Annotated in this window: 22 protein-coding genes; 14 read left to right on the top strand and 8 right to left on the bottom strand. The window is 38.4% G+C overall.

Annotation, left to right across the window (positions count from 1 at the left end; all coding sequences use genetic code 11):
• Positions 1-12: 12 nt before the first annotated feature.
• Both pqqB and pqqA read right to left on the bottom strand, forming a co-directional pair.
• A complete protein-coding gene (pqqB, locus tag Q9M50_12065) occupies positions 13-924 on the bottom strand; it encodes a pyrroloquinoline quinone biosynthesis protein PqqB (GenBank protein ID MDQ7091347.1) in 912 nt (303 codons plus the stop codon).
• A gap of 150 nt (positions 925-1074) precedes the next feature.
• A complete protein-coding gene (pqqA, locus tag Q9M50_12060; GenBank protein MDQ7091346.1) occupies positions 1075-1149 on the bottom strand; it encodes a pyrroloquinoline quinone precursor peptide PqqA in 75 nt (24 codons plus the stop codon).
• Positions 1150-1659: 510 nt separating this feature from the next.
• On the opposite strand from pqqA, the gene Q9M50_12055 reads away from it, so the two are divergent.
• The 9 genes from Q9M50_12055 to Q9M50_12015 all read left to right on the top strand — a co-directional run bounded on the left by Q9M50_12055 (position 1660) and on the right by Q9M50_12015 (position 8328).
• On the top strand, positions 1660-2172 hold the full coding sequence (locus Q9M50_12055; GenBank protein ID MDQ7091345.1) for a YceD family protein: 513 nt from the start codon (positions 1660-1662) through the stop codon (positions 2170-2172).
• Positions 2172-2351 (top strand): 50S ribosomal protein L32, encoded by a 180-nt coding sequence (gene rpmF / locus Q9M50_12050; GenBank protein ID MDQ7091344.1) that lies wholly within the window; start codon positions 2172-2174, stop codon positions 2349-2351. The genes Q9M50_12055 and rpmF overlap by 1 nt, the downstream gene beginning before the upstream one ends.
• 123 nt (positions 2352-2474) lie before the next feature.
• Entirely contained in the window at positions 2475-3503 is a 1029-nt protein-coding gene (gene plsX, locus Q9M50_12045; protein MDQ7091343.1) for a phosphate acyltransferase PlsX, read from the top strand.
• Positions 3500-4468: a beta-ketoacyl-ACP synthase III gene (locus tag Q9M50_12040; protein MDQ7091342.1), complete on the top strand. Its 969-nt coding sequence runs from the start codon at positions 3500-3502 to the stop codon at positions 4466-4468. Before plsX ends, Q9M50_12040 begins: the two co-directional genes overlap by 4 nt.
• 10 nt (positions 4469-4478) lie before the next feature.
• The gene (gene fabD, locus Q9M50_12035; protein ID MDQ7091341.1) at positions 4479-5435 is read left to right on the top strand and encodes an ACP S-malonyltransferase; all 957 of its coding nucleotides are present in this window, start codon (positions 4479-4481) and stop codon (positions 5433-5435) included.
• Positions 5428-6156 (top strand): 3-oxoacyl-ACP reductase FabG, encoded by a 729-nt coding sequence (gene fabG / locus Q9M50_12030; GenBank protein ID MDQ7091340.1) that lies wholly within the window; start codon positions 5428-5430, stop codon positions 6154-6156. Before fabD ends, fabG begins: the two co-directional genes overlap by 8 nt.
• Before the next feature lie 135 nt (positions 6157-6291).
• On the top strand, positions 6292-6525 hold the full coding sequence (gene acpP / locus Q9M50_12025) for an acyl carrier protein (protein ID MDQ7091339.1): 234 nt from the start codon (positions 6292-6294) through the stop codon (positions 6523-6525).
• A gap of 91 nt (positions 6526-6616) precedes the next feature.
• Positions 6617-7864: a beta-ketoacyl-ACP synthase II gene (gene fabF, locus Q9M50_12020; protein ID MDQ7091338.1), complete on the top strand. Its 1248-nt coding sequence runs from the start codon at positions 6617-6619 to the stop codon at positions 7862-7864.
• A 257-nt stretch (positions 7865-8121) separates the two neighbouring features.
• Entirely contained in the window at positions 8122-8328 is a 207-nt protein-coding gene (locus tag Q9M50_12015) for a hypothetical protein (protein MDQ7091337.1), read from the top strand.
• Positions 8329-8842: 514 nt separating this feature from the next.
• Here Q9M50_12015 and Q9M50_12010 read toward each other — a convergent pair.
• From Q9M50_12010 to Q9M50_11995, 4 genes are all read right to left on the bottom strand, one after another.
• Positions 8843-9442, bottom strand: a complete 600-nt coding sequence (locus tag Q9M50_12010; GenBank protein MDQ7091336.1) for a TetR/AcrR family transcriptional regulator — start codon at positions 9440-9442, stop codon at positions 8843-8845.
• A 181-nt stretch (positions 9443-9623) separates the two neighbouring features.
• Positions 9624-10184, bottom strand: a complete 561-nt coding sequence (gene pgsA, locus Q9M50_12005) for a CDP-diacylglycerol--glycerol-3-phosphate 3-phosphatidyltransferase (protein MDQ7091335.1) — start codon at positions 10182-10184, stop codon at positions 9624-9626.
• Complete coding sequence (gene uvrC / locus Q9M50_12000) at positions 10174-11991, bottom strand: excinuclease ABC subunit UvrC (protein MDQ7091334.1); 1818 nt, start codon at positions 11989-11991, stop codon at positions 10174-10176. The genes pgsA and uvrC overlap by 11 nt, the downstream gene beginning before the upstream one ends.
• Before the next feature lie 163 nt (positions 11992-12154).
• Complete coding sequence (locus Q9M50_11995; GenBank protein ID MDQ7091333.1) at positions 12155-14509, bottom strand: Rne/Rng family ribonuclease; 2355 nt, start codon at positions 14507-14509, stop codon at positions 12155-12157.
• 522 nt (positions 14510-15031) lie between these two features.
• On the opposite strand from Q9M50_11995, the gene rluC reads away from it, so the two are divergent.
• The 5 genes from rluC (at position 15032) to Q9M50_11970 (ending at position 18785) form a co-directional block, all read left to right on the top strand.
• Complete coding sequence (gene rluC, locus Q9M50_11990) at positions 15032-15991, top strand: 23S rRNA pseudouridine(955/2504/2580) synthase RluC (protein MDQ7091332.1); 960 nt, start codon at positions 15032-15034, stop codon at positions 15989-15991.
• Complete coding sequence (locus Q9M50_11985; GenBank protein MDQ7091331.1) at positions 15975-16628, top strand: HAD-IA family hydrolase; 654 nt, start codon at positions 15975-15977, stop codon at positions 16626-16628. The genes rluC and Q9M50_11985 overlap by 17 nt, the downstream gene beginning before the upstream one ends.
• A 5-nt stretch (positions 16629-16633) precedes the next feature.
• Positions 16634-17602, top strand: a complete 969-nt coding sequence (sppA, locus tag Q9M50_11980; GenBank protein MDQ7091330.1) for a signal peptide peptidase SppA — start codon at positions 16634-16636, stop codon at positions 17600-17602.
• Positions 17603-17815: 213 nt separating this feature from the next.
• Positions 17816-18106 carry a hypothetical protein gene (locus Q9M50_11975; GenBank protein MDQ7091329.1) on the top strand — a complete coding sequence of 97 codons (291 nt, stop codon included), beginning with the start codon at positions 17816-17818 and terminating at the stop codon, positions 18104-18106.
• A 1-nt stretch (position 18107) separates the two neighbouring features.
• On the top strand, positions 18108-18785 hold the full coding sequence (locus tag Q9M50_11970; GenBank protein MDQ7091328.1) for a response regulator transcription factor: 678 nt from the start codon (positions 18108-18110) through the stop codon (positions 18783-18785).
• A gap of 83 nt (positions 18786-18868) precedes the next feature.
• Here the strand turns inward: Q9M50_11970 and Q9M50_11965 are convergent, their stop codons facing one another.
• On the bottom strand, positions 18869-19681 hold the full coding sequence (locus tag Q9M50_11965; protein ID MDQ7091327.1) for a formylmethanofuran dehydrogenase subunit C: 813 nt from the start codon (positions 19679-19681) through the stop codon (positions 18869-18871).
• Positions 19678-20589 carry a formylmethanofuran--tetrahydromethanopterin N-formyltransferase gene (fhcD, locus tag Q9M50_11960; GenBank protein ID MDQ7091326.1) on the bottom strand — a complete coding sequence of 304 codons (912 nt, stop codon included), beginning with the start codon at positions 20587-20589 and terminating at the stop codon, positions 19678-19680. The genes Q9M50_11965 and fhcD overlap by 4 nt, the downstream gene beginning before the upstream one ends.
• Positions 20590-20709 lie beyond the last annotated feature (120 nt).

Below are 20709 nucleotides of genomic sequence, written 5' to 3'. Positions count from 1 at the left end.
AATCAATGATAATTATAAATCAATTTCTAAGCCATCATAAGCAACTTCAATGTTATTTTCATTAAGAATTTTTCGCTCGTTTGAGTCATCATCTAAAATAGGATTGGTATTATTAATATGAATTAAAATTTTACGGGGGGTATCCAAACTATTTAATACTTCAATCATTCCACCAGGTCCAGATTGAGGTAAATGCCCAATTTCACGCGCACGTTTAGGGCTAATATTTTGAGTACACATTTCATCATCAGTCCAAAATGTCCCATCCACTAAAACGCAATCAACTTCTTTCATCGCCGTCATGACATGAGGTTCAATTTCACCTAAACCGGGCGAATAAAAGACTTTTTTACCTGTTGATATTTGTTCAATAATAACGCCAATATTATCCCCTTCATGAGGGTCATGACGATGAGGCGAATAAGGGGGGGCTTTACTTTTTAATGCTTGGGTATAAAAACGTAAATCATCAATAAGTGGGATCGTAAAGCTACGGCCATCCGTCGGCACAGGGTGATGATTAACGGTGCAGTAATCTTCTAACATTTTAAACAAAGGAAACCCTGTCGTCAGGTCATCCTTAACCATATTCGTACAATAAACGTCTAGGGGCTTTCCTTCACGGAGCATCAACATTCCCGTGGTATGATCAATTTGACTATCAATCAACATAATCGCTTTAATCCCCGTATCACGAACCCCTTCTTTAGGTTGAATAGCAGGAAATGATTCTAATTGCGCCCGAATATCAGGGGAGGTATTAAAAAGTAACCAATTACGATCATCGGTACTCACCGCAATAGAAGATTGGGTACGCGCCGTTCCTGCCATTTCGTTATGACGCAAGCGATGACAATTGTGACAATTACAATTCCACTGCGGAAAACCGCCGCCTGCTCCTGATCCTAAAACGCGTATTTTCATAAGTTAGTCTGTTGGTAAAATTAAGAAATAAAAATCTTAAAGTATCATGAAATGAGCTTGAAAAAAATATAAAATAGCGAGATTAACTTAATTAACACGCAAAAAAAAGGAGCATTACCGCCCCTTTCTTTCTATTTAAAACCGTGAAAATTAACGGTTGTAAATATACATAGTTACTTCAAAACCAAAACGTAAGTCAGTATAAGCCGGTGTTTCCCATTTCATTATAAGTTCTCCAGAGTGTTTATAAGTTATGCTAGTTTGAATTAATTAAGCTATCTCGGATTTTGACATCCTCCCCGCCTTAAAGGGAACAGGAATTCCTGATGTTACTCAGGAGCGTGTATCTCACGATGACACGTTGATTTCTGCTGCTGACGGCATTACTGCACCGTTCACTTCACAGACTAGCCCCGCCTATCCAGAGCGGTTGAGGAACGTTTACACATTCGATTTTTAGCGGGGTTACCGCAGGTGAATCGAAAAATGATAGAGAAAATTTACTATGAGTTCAACTAAAAGTCAAGAGTACCCTTGCATCCCCGACATGAAGGAAGGGATTTTACGAGCTTTTCAGATAAAATGATCCTCTTTATTACGTAACGGTTGGCTTAAGCTTAGCCGTTGACTCCTATAAAAACACGATGAAAATTAAAAAATAGTTGGGTAAACTTAACGCATCATATTGACTATAAGATTAATAATCTATATCATTGCAAGGTTATGTTAGATAGATTGCCAGATTTCATTGACCCGCTTGCTTTTGCTGAAAGACAAAGGCAGTTGACGGGTAAAATAGCCCTAAATGAGTTCACTCGCTTAAGCGATGTGTTGTCCAATAATAATGGCTGCGTAAAAATTGATTTATTTTTTTCTAAAAGTAAACGATTAGCAACCCTTAATGGAACAATGCACGCAGACTTAAACGTTGAATGCCAAAGTTGTTTAGAGGTTTTAAGCTTACCCTTAGCGGTTTCTATTAACCTTGCTTTTGTTGAGTCACTTGAACATGCCGACAAGCTTGCAGGCGAATATGAACCTTTTATTTTAGAGGAAAAAAAGATTTCTCTAAATCAACTGATCGAAGATGAATTATTACTTGCATTGCCTGATTTTCCACGCCATTCACAACCGTGTTTAGATGAAACGCAGATGGATGAAGCGGAAAGCGTAGAAGACAATGAAAAAAAACAATCTGATAACCCTTTTTCTATTTTAGCCCAACTTAAAAATACTGGAGGCCCCTGATGGCTGTACAAAAAAGCAAAGTAACCCGTTCAAGACGTGGCCAACGTCGTTCACATGATTCATTAACCAGCAAAGCGTTATCCGTAGACCCTATGACAGGTGAAATACATTTACGCCATCACATGACTCCAGATGGCTTTTTCAAAGGTCGTCAAATCGTTATTGCTGAAATAGATTAATTGAACAATCGATTTCATTGCTAGGGGGCGTAAGTGCTAACACTAAAACCTATAAAAAATTTTATAGCTTAGATGCCTGCTCCTTAACCTCCTTTCTTTTAAACTTTTCCCAAAAATTTAGCCGTGAGCTTAACAATTTCAATTGATGCAATGGGCGGGGATTTTGGCACTAAAGTAACCATTCCTGCATCCCTTCAATGCCTTAGTGCAAACCCGACGTTAAACTTAATTTTAGTGGGTGATGAGAACCTACTTAAAAAATCTCTTTCCCACGCTTTAATTGACTATCCTGATAGACTTCAAATTCAACATGCGTCCCAGTCCGTTGACATGGACGAAGCCCCTGCAAAAGCATTAAAAAATAAAAAAGATTCCTCAATGCGGGTGGCTATTAATTTAGTGCGTGATGGCAAAGCCGATGCCTGTGTCAGTGCTGGAAATACAGGCGCATTAATGGCAACAGCCCGTTTTGTTTTAAAACGTATCTCAGGGATAGATCGTCCTGCTATTATTTCAACGTTACCCTCGACTCATGGTCATACTCATGTGTTGGATTTAGGGGCCAATGTGGATTGCGATGCCATACACTTGCATCAATTTGCAATGATGGGGGTTGAAGTAGTAAAAGCCGTTGATAATATTGCAAACCCAACCGTGGGTTTATTAAATGTTGGAGAAGAAGATGTCAAAGGTAACGATAAAGTCAAAGCCGCCGCTGAACTTCTAAAGGCTTCCCCTTTAAATTATATTGGTTATGTCGAAGGCGATTCTTTAAATGCAGGCTCTAAAAAAGTTGATTTAATTGTCACCGATGGTTTTGTCGGTAATGTGGCTTTAAAGTCAATTGAAGGGGCCGCTAAAATGATCGCCACGTCCTTAAAAACAGCTTTTTCAAAAAATATTTTCAGTCAATTAGTCGGTTTAATTGCTTACCCTGTTTTAACCGCATTTAAGCAACGCATTGACCCACGATTACATAATGGGGCCACTTTCTTAGGCTTAAATGGATTAGTCATTAAAAGTCATGGGGGTGCGGATGCCTTAGCCTTTGAAACGGCGATTCATATAGCGGAAACTCAAGTTAAGATGAAAGTGACTGAACGAATTATCAAAAAATTTGAAACTATGGACACTGAAAAGGAGACTCTGTGAAGCGTTTTTCAAAAATAATTGGGACAGGGGGCTATTTACCTGAAACCATACGGACGAATGAAGAAATATCACAACATGTTAATACCTCGGACAGTTGGATTTATGAACGGACGGGTATTCGAAGTCGTCGTATTGCCGCAGCCGATGAAAGTAGTGCATCAATGGCTGAAATTGCAGCACGACAAGCTATTGAAGCGGCTAAAATTGAAGCGGGTGAAATTGATTTAATTATTGTTGCCACAGGAACCCCTGACCGTGTTTATCCCAGTACGGCTTGTTTATTACAGCAACGCTTGGATATTCAAAACTGTGTTTCTTTTGATATACAGGCCGCGTGTTCAGGCGCAATTTTTGCCCTGAGTATTGCCGATCAATATATTAAAAATGGCGCAGCGGACAAAGTTTTAGTGGTCGGCTCTGAAATTTGTTCACGTTTAGTCGATTGGACAGATCGAGGAACCTGTATTTTATTTGGAGATGGCGCAGGCGCGGTATTGCTTGATTCCGCCGATGAAACAGGGATTTTATCAACACATATTCACTCCGATGGTGAATATGAAGATTTGTTATATTGCCCTAATCCACAAGTGGCAACCGAAGCGAATAAAGAGGAAGCAGGCTTTATTAATATGCGTGGAAATGAAGTCTTTAAAATGGCCGTGAATACCTTAGGACGTATTGTTGATGAAACCTTAGTTGCCAATGGTTTAGAAAAAACAGATATAGACTGGCTGGTTCCTCATCAAGCTAATACGCGTATTATCGCCGCCACCGCGCGTAAATTAAAAATGTCGATTGATCAAGTTATTCTTACCTTAGAACACCAAGGAAATACCTCATCGGCCTCCGTATTACTAGCCCTTAACGAAGGGGTTCGTGATGGACGAATACAGCGCGGACAAATCATTCTATTAGAAGCCTTTGGTGCAGGGTTTACTTGGGGTTCTACCTTAATTAAGTATTAGGAAATAAACTTTGGAAAATAATAAAAATAATGGACATATCGCCTTTGTCTTCCCTGGGCAAGGTTCACAATCCATAGGAATGTTAGCCGAGCTTGCAAGTAGCCATGCTATTATTACTGAAACCTTTGAGCAAGCCTCAGACGCTCTTGAATTTGATTTATGGAAATTAATTCAACACGGGTTAGCAGATGAATTAAATCAAACGTATAATACTCAACCTGCGATGCTAACGGCAGGCGTTGCTGTTTGGAGGCTATGGTGTCAACAGTCCGATATTAGACCGACTTGGGTTGCAGGTCATAGTTTAGGCGAATATACCGCCTTAGTTTGCGCTGAAGCGATGCATTTTGATGATGCTCTTAAATTAGTTACTGAGCGGGGACGATTAATGCAAGAGGCGGTTCCTGTCGGGGTTGGTGCAATGGCCGCTATTTTAGGCTTAAAAGATCAACAAGTCATTGACGTTTGTGAACAGGTTGCTGAAAATGAAGTCGTCTCTGCGGTGAATTTTAATTCACCTGGGCAAGTGGTTATTGCAGGTCATGTTGCAGCGGTCGAACGTGCCATGCTTGCGGCAAAAGAAGTCGGTGCAAAGCGTGCGATTAAATTGCCCGTGAGTGTTCCTTCTCATTGTTCATTAATGGAAAGTGCGGCGAAAAAACTTCATGTAAAATTACAACAAATTAAGGTCAATCTTCCTAAAATAACCTTGATTCATAATGTGGATGCAAACCATCATGAATCCCCTGAAATAATTTGTAATGCCTTGATAGAACAGTTATTTAAACCTGTTCGCTGGGTAGAAAGTATTAATGCTATGCATAACCAAGGTGCGACAAGCTTTGTTGAGTTAGGTCCAGGTAAAGTATTAATGGGGGTTAATAAACGTATTGTTAAAACCGCCAATCACTCAACCTTATATGACCTTAAAACGTTAGACACTGTTTTGGAGAAATTAAATGGATAAGAAAATAGCCCTCGTAACAGGGGCAAGTCGGGGTATTGGGCGCGCAATTGCAGAAGGCTTAAGTGCCGATGGTTTTTTTGTCGTAGGTTCGGCTACATCGGATGCGGGGGCAGAGGCTATTTCTACCTATTTAGGTAACAACGGCCAAGGCGTTAAACTCGATGTTGCTGACTCAGATTCAATTACTAGCGTGCTAAAATATATCAATAGCGAATGGGGTGCCCCGTGGGTATTAGTTAATAATGCAGGAATTACGCGTGATAACTTACTTATGCGAATGAAAGAAAATGAGTGGGATGATATTATTAATACTAATTTGACCTCTGTTTTTCGAATGAGCAAAGCGGTATTACGCGGTATGATGAAAGCTAAAAGCGGACGAATTATTAATATTTCATCCGTTGTTGGTGCCACAGGTAATGCAGGACAAAGTAATTATGCGGCTGCAAAAGCAGGTATGATTGGATTTAGTAAATCAATGGCAAAAGAAGTCGGGTCGCGTAATATTACCATTAATACTGTTGCCCCAGGTTTCATTGATACCGATATGACACGAGAATTGCCCGAAGAAAACAAACAATCCTTGTTAAAGGCTATCCCCCTAGGCCGTTTAGGGGATGCAAAAGAAATTGCCCATGCAGTCTCTTTTTTAGCGTCAGAAGGGGCTGCCTATATGACAGGTGAAACATTACATGTCAATGGTGGTCTATTTATGGCTTAAAGGTGTGACTTTATTGCAATATCAAGTATAATTTCCCCGCCGTCTGGGTATAGCCGTGACGGGAATTTCTAACTTAAAGATAACTATGAAACTTTAGTAAGTAAACAGATACTTGCAAGGTTTGAGGAAAATAAAATGAGTAATGTTGAAGAGAAAGTAAAAGAGATTGTCGCAGAACAATTAGGTGTTAATATTAATGAAGTCTCTAATGAGGCTTCTTTTGTTGATGATCTTGGTGCTGATTCTTTAGATACCGTTGAGCTTGTCATGGCTTTTGAAGAAGAGTTTGACACTGAAATTCCAGACGAAGATGCTGAAAAAATCACTAAAGTTCAGCTTGCGATTGATTATATAAACACACACAAATAGTTAAAAAAAAACCGATAAAATAACGGGTGAATGAACCCCCGTTATTTTCGCTTAACTCCTTTCCCTTCTTTTGTGTTTCAAGGTAGCTATTTTGAATACTCGTCGAGTTGTTATAACTGGATTAGGCGCGATTACGCCTTTAGCCAATACCGTCCAAGAGACATGGGATGGTATTATCAATGGTAAAAGTGGCATTAGTCCCATTGATTCATTTGATATTTCACCCTTTGCAAGTACGTTTGGCGGAGTCATTAGAAATTTTGATATTAGTCAATATATTCCTGGAAAAGACGCTAAACGAATGGATGGCTTTATCCATTACGGCATAGCCGCAGGTTGCCAAGCAATTGATGATTCGGGACTTGAAGTTACGGAAGAAAATGCTGAGCGTATTGGGGTTGCCATTGGTGCTGGAATTGGTGGCATCACTGGAATTGAAGAGTGTTATGCAACTTACGATCAAAAAGGTCCAAGACGAATTTCACCCTTTTTTGTTCCTGGTAATATTATTAATATGATTTCAGGTAACCTTTCCATAAAATATGGTTTAAAAGGGCCTAACTTTGCTATCGTCACCGCCTGTAGTACAGGAACACATAATATTGGTGATGCGGCACGTTTAATAAAGTATGGAGATGCGGATGTGATGATTGCTGGCGGGGCTGAGCGTTGTACAACCTCACCGACTGCAATGGGGGGCTTCTCCTCAGCAAAAGCCTTGTCACGACGTAATGATGACCCACAAGCCGCCAGTCGTCCGTGGGATAAAGACCGTGATGGTTTTGTCTTAAGTGATGGTGCAGGTGTTGTGATTTTAGAAGAATTAGAACATGCCAAAGCACGGGGTGCAAAAATTTATGCAGAACTCGTTGGTTATGGAATGAGCGGGGATGCTTATCACATGACAACGCCTTCTGTTGGTGGTGAAGGGGCGGCGCGATGTATGCGTAATGCAATGCGTGATGCCAAATTAAACATTAATGAGATTGATTATATTAATGCCCATGGCACATCAACGCCTGCGGGTGATCTGGGTGAAACTGAAGCAATGAAAGCCACCTTAGGCGACCATGCTTACACGGTAGCCGTCAGCTCAACAAAATCAATGATTGGTCACTTATTAGGGGCTGCTGGTGGAATTGAGGCGATTTTAACCGCCTTAAGTATTAAAAATCAAATTGCCCCACCCACAATTAATCTTGAAAATCAAGACCCTGAGTGTGATTTAGATTATGTTGCTAATACGGCAAGAGACATGAAAATAGACGTTGCACTATCTAACTCATTTGGTTTTGGTGGAACCAATGGCTCGTTAGTTTTTAAACGCTATGAGTCATAATCTATTTAAATAAATAATTTTTAATTAAATAGCCTCATTCATTTAAAATTAATGAATGGGGCTTTTATCATTCTAAGGGTTGCTAAATTTGAAACTCTTGATTCCAAGACTAATTGCATTATATAATCAAGCACTAATCTTGTTTTTGGCATTTTTTAAGGGTTAGTTTACAGTTTAAACTGAAGACTGGATGCCGTTTTTCTAATTAAATTTTCAAATAGTATAATTAGTCGTATTAAGTTTAAGGAGATATTGAAATGAAAAAAGTTATTGTGGGTTTCACATTAATGTTAATCGCTACATCATCGTACGCAACGGCCTATACATGTAAAGGTTATGCAAATGGAGTGCTTGTAGGTGAGCCTCTTGTGGTCAATGCTTCAAAAATTATTGTTGCTGAGACTAAAGCTTACCAGCGTTTGAAAAAGGCGGGCTTTAAAATTGATGTGGTTCGTTGTAAATAGTTATCTATTTTTGTCCTTTGTGTAAGGCAAAAATATAAACGGGGTTCCAAGAGGTATTTTGGACTCCCGTATTTTAGGGTATGTATTGCCCACGTATTTTTACGATGTCATGATGACAAATATCCAAACATCTTACATCAGGTAATACAAAAACGACTTCACTGCCCCCTTCCATACTCAGATTTCGATTTTCCAAACGATTTTTCCGATCATGTTTCACAATGATTGCTTGAATATCAAGATTCATTTTATTACTGATCTGCTCAGAACCTGAAACCAAGTCTAAATAAGAATTGAAAATCATGGCTAATAAATTCATCTTATTATTTTATACGGTTAGGCTTAATAAATAAAATTTATGAGAGACACCAAAAATAATCTGAAAAAGTAAAAATAGGCAAAGACTGTAAATAGTGTTATGAGGTTAGAAAAACCTCAGAGGCTTCATAAGCACAGACCTATTTTAAATTAATAGTCTGTACTTACTTTTAACATCCAAATATGATATTAAATATTATCGCTTAACAATAGCACTCCAAGCCGTCAGCCATGCTTGCGACTGATAGTCATCTGCATTTTTCTCTAAATCCCCAGTTAAAACCATTTTTAATGTATGCGTAATAATACCAAAAAAATAATTGTAAGCTAATAAGGGGTCGAGTGAACGTATTTCACCGTCACGAATACCAATTTGAAATATTTTTTTAATTTTTACAAAGGGAGGGGTATTTAATAAGGGCTTTTGCTCAGGTAAAAACTCACTCACTTTTAAGGTCATTAAAAACTGTATTACTTCGGGCATGTCATCCGTCAATCTAAATAACAAATCAACAATCTCACGTAACTGCTCAGACGATTTACGATTTCGTCGGCGAATGTCGTCAATAGAAATACTTAAGCTATCCAGTATATTTCCATACAACGCTTCAGCAATTGCCTGTTTAGTTTTAAAATGTTGATAAATACCACTCGAGGTTTTAAGCCCTACTGCGTCTTTAATATCCGTGAGTGACGTATTAAAATAGCCTTTTTTAGCAAACAGCTTTAAGGCTGCTTGTAATATCTCATCTTGTGTAATAACTTTTTTAATTGCTTTCTCTTTTTCCTTATCCATTCTTTTTATTATAGTTCTGTTTTATTTTATTTTAGAAACATTCAAGCTATCTAATACTCGCTTGAATCATGTCTCCTTGGTCGCAAATAAAACCCAGTAAATCGTTATAATTTTGTAGAATACAAAAGCTAACCATAAAGCTAAGTCTTTTTTAGGTGTATCATTGCGCTCATCAAGGAGGTTATTCTTTTAACGTGGCAATTGCTGCCGTTAAATAATTAATCATCGACCATAGGGTGAGTATTGCTGCAATATAAAGTAACCAATACCCCCAAGTCATAATTGGCAGCCCCATAAAATCCTCCCCATAAAGGAGTAATGTAATTGCCAACATTTGTGCTGTTGTTTTCCATTTTCCTAAGGACGAAACTTTTACTTTTGCACGTTGCCCTATTTCTGCCATCCATTCTCTTAAGGAGGCAATGGTAATTTCACGTCCGATAATAATTGCCGCAGGCAAGGTAAGATAAAGACTATTTGCTGTTTCAACTAATAAAACTAAAACAAACGCGACCATTAACTTATCCGCAACAGGATCAAGAAATGCACCAAAAGCCGTTTCTTGTTTCATTTTACGGGCAAGATAGCCATCTAACCAGTCAGTGATAGCCGCTAATACAAAAATCAGCGTGCAGGCAATGTTTGCATATTGCCACGGTAAATAAAAAATAATAGCTAATAACGGAATAAATGCAATCCGTAATAGCGTTAAATAAGTTGGGATATTAAATTCAAGTGCCATCTTGATGATGAAAAGTATCGTATATACGTTGTGCTAATGGGCGACTAATGCCCGCTATGCTACAAAGTGTTTCTACGCCTGCGCGTGAAATGCCTTGCGAGCCTCCAAATTGTTTTAATAATCGTTGTCGTTTTTTTGGCCCTAAGCCCTTTATATCCTCTAAAAAAGATTGTTTTTTTACGTTGCCTCGTCGTTGTCTATGTGCGGTAATAGCAAAACGATGCGCTTCATCACGAATATGTTGAATTAATAATAAAGCACTTGCCCCCGAACTGATATTTAAAGGTTGCGGTTGCCCAACTAAAATCAGCTTTTCCATTCCCGCTTTTCTATCAGGTCCTTTTGATACGCCGACTATCATAACATTTTTTATGACTAATTCGCTTAAAGCCTTTTGTGCAGCATTCACTTGTCCTCTGCCGCCATCAATAAATACTATATCAGGGGCTTGATATTCACCGTCTTTAATACGTTGATAACGCCTTGAAACCGCTTGATAAATTGCGCCACAGTCATCCCCTCCTTTAATCCCTTCGATATTAAAACGTCGATAAGCTGATTTGAGTGAACCTTCATGGGTAAAAACGACGCAAGAGGCAACGGTTTGCTCGCCTTGGGTATGGCTAATATCAAAACATTCAAGTCGCTTAGGCAGTTGCTTACACTGAAGTTCTTTTTGTAAATTACAAAAACGAGCATAAATACTCTGTTTTTCGGCCAGTTTAGTCTCTAAAGCATTTTCAGCATTTGTAATGGCCATTTGTAGCCACCGAAGACGATGACTGCGAACCTTTACCAATAAGTTCACCTTATGCTGCGCTTGCTTCGTTAAAACATCCATAAGCAAACCACTATTCGCCAATAAATGACTGGTAATTAACTCATAGGGAATAGATTTTTCTAAATAATATTGAGGAATAAATGCTTGCAAAATAACCGCTTCTTTATCCTCTTGATGAATTTTAGGGAAAAATAATTTGCTCCCTAAATTTTGTCCTTGTCGAATAAAAAATACTTCAACACAAGCAATGTCTGCTTTAACTGCACAGACAATAATATCGACATCGCCTCGTTCACCGTGTACAAAATTTTTTTCTAATACCGTTCGTAACTTAACAATTTGATCTCTAAAATAAGAAGCCTGTTCAAATTCTAATTTTTTAGCCGCCAACTCCATGTTAGTAATGAGCTGATTAATGAGTAAGGCTCCCTGCCCTTCCAAAAATAAACGGGTATTATTCAAATCTTGCTGATAATCCTCTTGACTAACTAAATCAACACAGGGCGCACTGCAACGTTTAATTTGATACTGTAAACAAGGACGTGAGCGATTATTATAATAAGAATCCTCACATTGACGAATAGGAAATATTTTTTGTAATAATTTGAGTGTTTCTTTGACCGCACCCGCATTGGGATAAGGACCATAATACTGTCCTTTCTGACGTTTAGCCCCTCGATGACTACTGATTTGAGGAAACTTATGGGCCGTCGAGATAAAAATATAAGGATAAGATTTATCATCACGCAAACAAATATTATAACGGGGTTGATAGCGTTTAATTTGTTGGCTTTCCAGCAACAACGCATCCCCTTCTGTATGGGTAATCGTGACTTCAATCGTGACCGTGTTAGCAACCATTCGTTGTTGTTTTGCTGAGGCGGTTGCTAAATTAAAATAACTACTGATCCGTTTTTTAAGGTTTTTTGCCTTACCTATATAAATAATCTCACCTTGGTGATTAAATAATTTATAAATACCCGGTAATTGTGTCAAATTTTTTAAAAAAATATCAGCATCTTTCATACGTCAAACTACGTTTCAAACATCCTGTTGCTAGAGAGGTGTTAAAAGATGATCATTAAATAACACCCAAAAATTTATTACGTTTAGCGACATAGAGTAAGGTTTACTTACCCTATGTCACGTTTAACTTATTAGTAGGGGTTAATATATAACCCTTTTTCCCCTATGAATTTTCCTTATCATCGGCAACCTTTGCTTCAGGTGCTTTAGATGGCTGCTCTTTTTCAACAACTTTCGAAGGTTTCTTTTGAGGTGGAGGTGATTTTTTTTCGTTAACGTTTTTAGTCTCTTTTGTATCAGTGGCAACGACCGCATCGCCTTTATCATGATCTAGGCTAAAATCAATTTCAGGCTTTTTATAATTTGGGTTCCGAGGTTTTCTACGGTTCGGTCCTCGTCGACGATTTTGTCCTGATGCACGTTTTTTATTTTCAGAGATGATTTCACCATCAACCCCAATATTACCGTTTACTTCCGCTTTTTCAGTAGACCCTTCTGATTTAGGTTGGTTGCTATTACGTGGATTTTTCTGTGTAGCAGTCTCCGTTTTAACACCTTCTTGATCGACTTCTGATTTTTCTTTAGTTATTTCAGTTTTCGGAGCAGGAGAGTTTTGAGTTTTTACCTCAGGGCTATCGATCTTTTTTTCTACCGCTGTTTTTTCACCGACAGACTCTACATTATGACGGTTATTTTTTTGATTTCGATTGGGGTTATTACGCGAACGGGGTTTACGCGGCGGGCGACTTTTACGTTGCGTATTATTATCCGCTTCTGAGGCTTCTTCGGGCTTTTTACTTTTATTATTTGCCGTTACATCCGGTTTAATATCTGTAATTTCCGCATCACCAATCAGTTTTTGCCAAAAACGATTAATTAAACTCGCCGATGTTTTTTTATTTTGAATAGGCGCCGGCATATCAGGCAAAAATTCTTTAATGGCAGCCGTTGCCGCTTTATGCATAGGTTGCTGCTTTGCAAACTCAGGAATAGCCACTTCTTCGGTTTGAACCTGCAAATAACTTAGCTTTTCATCCCCAACATCTTTACTTTTAATCCGCTCTATATCATAGGCAGGTGTTTCTAAATGCTTACTTGGCAGGATAATAATACCCACTTTTAGGCGTTTCTCTATTTCTTCTATGGCACTACGTTTTTCATTTAATAAAAAAGTCGCGCATTCGATGGGTAAATGAGCAATGATTTTTTCACTGCCCTTTTTCATCGCTTCTTCTTCGATAATTCTAAGCACCGATAATGCAACGGATTCAACATTACGAATTGAGCCTTGACCTTTACAACGCGGGCATGACAATTGTGTCGAGTCACCCAATGAAGGGCGAATACGTTGACGCGACATTTCTAATAAACCGAACCGAGATATACGGCTAGTTTGAATGCGGGCGCGATCAATTTTTAAAGCATCTTTTAAACGACCTTCAACGGCCCGTTGATTTCTATTCGCGAGCATATCAATAAAATCAATAACAAATAAGCCCCCTAAATCACGCAATCGAAGCTGACGAGCGATTTCATCGGCGGCCTCTAAATTCGTATTCAGTGCCGTTTCCTCAATATCACTGCCTTTCGTTGCCCGAGCTGAGTTAATATCAACCGAAGTTAACGCCTCTGTATGGTCAATAACAATAGCTCCACCCGATGGCAAGGACACTTCTCGTTTATAGGCGGTCTCAATTTGTGATTCAATTTGATAGCGACTAAATAAGGGAACATCATCCTGATAATGTTTAGAACGAGACAGGTAATGTGGCATAACCTGCTTTAAAAAAGTCTGTACTAATTTAAAAGAGCTTTCTTTATCAATTAAGATTTCTTCGATTTCACTGCGCAGATGATCACGTAACGCACGAATAATGACATTGCTTTCTTGAAAAATTAAAAAAGGCGCATTTTGTTCCGTTGCCGAACGCTCAATAGCTCGCCATAATTGTAATAAATAATCTAAATCCCATTGTAATTCTTCTGCATTTTTACCACAGCCTGCGGTACGAATAATCATTCCCATTTCATCTGGAATTTCTAGCCCATTCATCGTTTCGCGTAATTCATTCCGCGTATCGCCTTCAATACGACGTGAAATTCCTCCCGCTTTTGGATTATTGGGCATGAGAACTAAATAGGTTCCTGCTAAACTAATATAGGTCGTCAGTGCGGCCCCTTTATTACCCCGTTCCTCTTTTTCAATTTGAACGACAATTTCTTGTCCCTCTTTTAAATTATCTTTGATCGTAGCTCGAGTACTTTTACCTGTTTTAGGATCGGCTTTGTATAGGGGAGAAATTTCTTTAAAGGGTAAAAAACCGTGTTTTTCGGCCCCATAATTAATAAAGGCCGCCTCTAAGCTAGGTTCGACTCGTGTAATAATTCCTTTATAAACATTCGATTTTTTTTGTTCTTTTGAAGGAATTTCAATGTCAAAATCATAAAGTTTTTGACCATCTACCAAAGCAACACGCAACTCTTCAGGTTGCGTGGCATTGATAAGCATTCTTTTCATTATATATCCTTGGTAACTTCGGCTTCGTTTTCAGGTTTATTGATGGGTATTAACATCTAAAGTACAACGGTATAAAAAGTATTTGAATCGTAGTCGTTTAATTCTGTGACTTAAATTAAAACTATCGATTGGCTTTTAAGCCCTATTTACGCACTTTTTTAAGGTTATTGGCTTAAGGTTTGTGGGCAATTGTCCCAATCCTAAAGCATAACGAGCAGGTCTTGTTAAATTTTCATTGCCTTAACTTAACTATCGGTCACAAATGATGCAATGTTTGCCTGTATAAAAAAACCAATGACTGATGCTATCAAATAAACGCTATCCTAAACGAAACATTTTCACTCATCATGGGTTGAGTAATAAAACCCGACTAATTCTTATAGTCCCTACCCTGTTAAAAGGGTTTATTTTTTGGGAATATTATTATGTTTATTTAAAGATAAACTTGTCTAATATAACAATCTTAAGAGCTTGCATCAATTTAAAGCCGCAATTTATCAAAATTACGGTATCATTTAACAAATGAATATTGATAAAAATGAAATTAAACCCCACGTTACATGGGTCGATATTGACGAAGATCAGGCTGGACAAAGACTGGATAATTTTTTAATTACGCATTTAAAAGGGGTTCCTAGAAGTCGGATTTATCGGATTATTCGTAAGGGTGAAGTCCGTATTAATAAAGGGCGGGTCAATGTAAAATATCGTCTTACTTGCGGGGATAAAGTTAGAATCCCGCCCGTTAGGCTGGCTGAAAAAACGCAAAACGTTTTTATTAAATCCGCTTTAAAAAACAGTTTAGAAAATGATATTCTTTTTGAGGATGAGTTTTTAATGGCGTTAAATAAACCATCAGGCTTTGCTGTGCATGGTGGAACAGGTATTGACTCGGGTGTTATTGAGGCATTAAGAGTATTACGCCCTGACGCGCATTACCTTGAATTGGTTCACCGTCTTGATAAAGACACTTCGGGCTGCTTATTAATTGCTAAAAAACGGAGTGCGTTACGTTCACTGCATGAACTTTTCCGAGGGGATGGTATCCAGAAGACTTATCTCGCTTTGCTTGCGGGGTGTTGGCAACGTAAAAAGCAAGAAGTTGATGTTCCGTTATTAAAAAATACGGCTAAAAGTGGCGAACGGATGGTCGTTGTCAGTAAGGCGGGAAAACAAGCACAGACTTTTTTTAGACGAATGCAACGATTTCAAAATGCAACGTTAGTGGAGGCCAGTCCTAAAACAGGGCGGACGCATCAGATTAGAGTTCACGCCGCTTATTTGGGTCATCCCATTATTGCAGATGAGCGTTATGGAGACCGTTCTATTAATCAACAATTTAAACAAAAAGGGTATAAACGTTTATTTCTTCATGCTAAAAGTTTGCGTTTTCCTCATCCCAGTACAGGTGAAATTATCACGCTTGATGCACCCTTACCGTCTTCTTTAACGACTTTATTGAACCATGAACAATCGCTTTAAATTAATTATTTTTGATTGGGATGGTACCTTAGTTGATTCAATTGATTGGATTGTTCATAGTGCGCAAACAGCCGCCCTCAATTATGACGTTGATAGGCCTGATTCGCAAGCAGTCAAAGATATTATTGGACTCAGTCTGCCTAAAGCGATGACGATTTTATTTCCAAACGCAGATAACAACACATTACAAAAATTAGCCAACAGTTATAGTCAAGAATTTTTTTCTAAACCGATGACCCCTCAAGATTTATTTTCAGGCGTTAAAGAGCTCTTATTTGAGTTGAAACAAGCAGAAATTTTACTAGCCGTTGCCACAGGAAAAAATAGAATTGGCCTAAATAAAGCCTTACAAGCAACCCAAATGACTGAGCTATTTTTTACGACTCGCTGTGCGGATGAAACGACATCAAAACCTGATCCAACAATGTTGGAAGAAATTATGCAACAAGCAAATATAAACGCCGAGCATACCTTAATGGTTGGCGACTCCAGTCATGATTTACAAATGGCACTTAATGCCCATGTTTCAGCGATAGGGGTTGCTTGTGGCGCGCACCCAGTTACATTATTACAACAATATCAACCGTTACACTGTTTAAATCAAACGGCTGAATTACTTGAATTTATAAAAGGCTAATGCAAATGGAAAACCAAGCCCCTCCAAGACCCCCCTCAAAAAAACCAACATGGGAACGAGAAATACTTGAAAAAGTGGCTCTAGCGGCGGTTGTTGAACAACGTCGTAGTCGTCGATGGAGTAATTTTTTTAAATCGCTGATGTTTATCTATTTATTAGGTATCTTGGCCATGACCCTTTATCCTAAATTTAAAGACGGCTTCTCAACAGGTAACAAGCCTCATGTCGCGGTTATTGATATTTTAGGGGTCATTGCTGCAAGTGAGACGGCTAATGCGGACAGTATTATTGATGGCTTACGAAAGGCGGCTAAGGATAGTAATACTAAAGGTATTATTTTGAATATTAACTCGCCAGGTGGAAGCCCTGTTCAATCCGCTTATATCTATGATGAAATAAGACAGCTTAAAGAGAAACATCCTGATTTACCTATTTATTCTGTGGTGGGTGATATTTGTGCCTCTGGAGGCTATTACATTGCGGCGGCTAGCGATAAAATTTTTGTGAGTCCCGCAAGTATTATTGGCTCTATTGGGGTCATTATGAACGGATTTGGCTTTGTTGATGTTTTAGAAAAGCTGGGGGTAGAACGACGCTTATTAACCGCTGGGACTCATAAAGCGATGCTTGATCCTTTTTCACCAACCAATGAAGAAGAAACCCAACACATGCAAGCATTACTCGATGAAGTGCATCAACAATTTATTGATGCGGTTCGTACGGGACGAGGTGATCGCCTTGTGGAATCCGATGATATGTTTTCAGGGTTAGTCTGGACGGGTGCAAAAGGCGTTAAACTTGGACTTGCAGATGGCTTTGGTACGATTGATAGTGTTGCAAAAGATGAAATGGGGACAGAGAACACTTTAAACTTTACACCGCAAGAACGGTTACTGGATAAACTGGCCAGTAATTTAGGTGCATCATTTTCTCAATCGTTTAATAGTGCCCTTCAGCACATTTTTTTACACTAAACTTATCGTATTTTTTGAACTACAAACCCTAATTTTATACGCGCGTATTTATCCTAAATTTTTGCTTTTAACGTATCTGAATAGTGATATTTAGGTACGTTAATTGTATAAATCCATTAGTTACTTTAAATCACCATCAAACGTGATAGAAAACGTCAATTATAATGCTAAGAAAGGCATTTCTTTTTCCTTTTTTTACATAGTGGAGCAATCATGAAGTCTATTATCCCAATTATTACCTTACTTATTTTATTTTCAGCTATTTCTTTCGCTAAAACTCAAGAAGAGGCAGCGGCCCCTATCACCCTTGATGAAGCCACTAAAAAAATAACGGAAGATACTCAAAATAAAGTTTTGAATGCTGAAACTAAAACGGTAGAAAATAAAGAAATTCATATTATTAAAATTTTAACTGAGAAAGGACGCATTCAGCATATTCAAATTGATGCTGAAACAGGAGAAAATTTAGACAACGTAGATAAAGAAAAGCGTAAAGATCCGTAAAATGCGAGTTTTAATTGTTGAAGATGAAAAAATTCTTTGCCAGCAAATACAGCAGTATTTTATTAGCAAAGGGTTTGTTGTTGATAATGCCTATAATGCGCAAGAAGGCTATTACTTAGCTAAAGAATATCCTATTGACGTGGCCATTATTGATATCGGATTGCCTGATTTTTCAGGAATAGAACTCGTTAAACGTCTACGAGAAAATAACATTGACACGCCCATTTTATTATTAACGGCACGTAATCGTTGGCAAGATAAAGTGGAGGGGCTTGAATCAGGGGCCGATGATTATTTATCGAAACCGTTTCATTATGAAGAGTTACAGGCGCGTATTAATGCGCTAATTCGTCGCTCGACAGGTAATGCTAAACCTATTTTAATCTATAAGAATATTAAGTTAGATACCCTTGCCCAAACGGTTTTAGTCGATGATAAGGTTATAGAATTAACGGCTTATGAATATAAGGTCTTAGAATATTTAATGTTTCATCGTGGGGAAGTTATATCGAAGGCGGTATTAACCGATCATATTTATGAGGAAGATTTTGACCGTGACAGTAATGTTATTGAAGTTTTTGTAGGGCGGTTACGAAAAAAAATAGATCCTCAAGGGGTTACTAAACCCATAGAAACATTACGCGGTCGAGGTTATCGAGTCTCTAAAGAGACCCGCTAACCCACTGGATAGCCGATATATTATCGGCTATCGCTGTCTACGAGACAGAACGCTATTAACTTAAGTTCTTCGTGTTATTCCCCCTAAAGCTTTACTAAAATTTCACCACGCCCTATTTCAGCAACATCGCCGACATAACGTTGCGCGCGATTAAACGCAGAATTAACATCCGAAAACTTAGAGTTCAGTTTTTTAAAGGATTTAAACAACATCGGTAAAAATGACAGCGTATGAGAGCCACAATCATTAAAGGTAGCGGATAATTTAGGTGATTGCCATAATAATAAGGTGCCCCTACGCATGGCATAGCCTAAAAATTTTCCTGTAACGCCCATCACCGCAATAGTTCCTGCGGTCATTCGAGAGCCGCAATAATCACCGACATTACCTTCAACCAATATTAATCCACGACGCATGTGATCCCCTACGCGATCACCCGCATTGCCTTTAACTAAAACAGTTCCCCCCTTCATTCCCTGTTTATTTCCAATTAAGGCCCCGCCTAAAAAATCGCCTGCATTCCCTTTAATAGTCAATAAACCTTGTTTCATTTCACACGCGGCAAAAATACCCGTATTACCATTAATTTCAACGGTTCCTGACTTCATTTCTTGGGCTAAATAAGCCCCCACATTACCGTTAACGGTTACCTTCCCCGCTTCTAAGGATTTGGCAATAAAATCTAATTTTTCACAGCTATTATCTATAATAATATTCTGCGTATCAAAACCTGAAATGTGAAATAATTGATCCACACGAATCTGAGATTTACCACTCACTAATTCAATAGACCCTATATCGCTAGGGCTTTTATCCTTCAATAAATGGCAAACTAAAGGTGACATATCAACACGCTGACTTGGTTTTGTTTTTAATTTAAAGGTTAATGCACTCATGCCATAATCTCCTGTAAATGGAAATGATACGGACCTAATTTACCGCCATAATTTCCAGCACTAATTCGTTTAATCCCATTGTAAGCACCGATAGAACAAAAGGTTTCAATGCCCACGCGCATCGCTTTTTTAATATCGTCTTCCGTTAACCCATCAATAACAATTTCCATTACCGATTCAATTTCAGCTGATAATTCTGTTTTCGTAATCCCTTTTAATGTAGGACAAAAAGCATCATTACTTGATGCACTTAATGCCTTATATTTAGAGCCTACTTTTGAACCCGAACGAACGACACCCCCAGGAAAGGGTAAGATTATATTAGGAATTTTACGCATTTCTTCAACGGCTTTTTCACAGGCCGTTAACGCATCGACTTCTGATGTTGCCAAAACAATTAAATTTCCACCACCAATCGCTTCAACTTGCCCCGTTGTTTCTTCAACTAGAAACTCACCATCCATCACAGGAATTCGCCAATAACGCTTGTCATCAATTAACTTGGATGTTTGAAAACCATCGCCAAAATAACGTAAATTTTTACCTAAAGGAATACGTTTTCCGCCATCTATCCCTGAAAATAAAGCGGATGTTGGGGAGGTTAATACACTCTGCCCTGCTCTATTCTCTAATTGTTTCATTAAACTTTTGCCACCCATAGCAAAAATCATAACAGATACACCAGGGCGACCGTCGGGTGTTTCAGAGGCAGGGAGTATTTTCTCAATATCGGCTTCACAACCACAACCAATAACAGACGTTGCAAACCCTGTCATTGATTGTGCCGAGTTATAGGCCCATTGAGGCGTTTGCGCGGTAATAATAACCCGCGTAGCTTTCATAGGAAACGCTTCGGCGAAGGTTTCATCAATACTGACACCGTTGATAATCATAATTTGATTTTCCAAATTTTTTAAAGTTATTAATTTTTTATACGGAGTCTAGTATGAATGATATGAATTAAATCATCACTCTTTAGAAACTAGACTTTCTAAGGCACTATTATAATGTGTAATCTAAAATTCAGC

Source organism: Methylococcales bacterium, assembly GCA_030949405.1.
Taxonomy (GTDB): Bacteria; Pseudomonadota; Gammaproteobacteria; order Methylococcales; family Methylomonadaceae; genus WTBX01.
The sequence above is the reverse complement of the archived record's forward strand: the minus strand, read 5'-3'. Positions and strand labels throughout refer to the sequence as shown.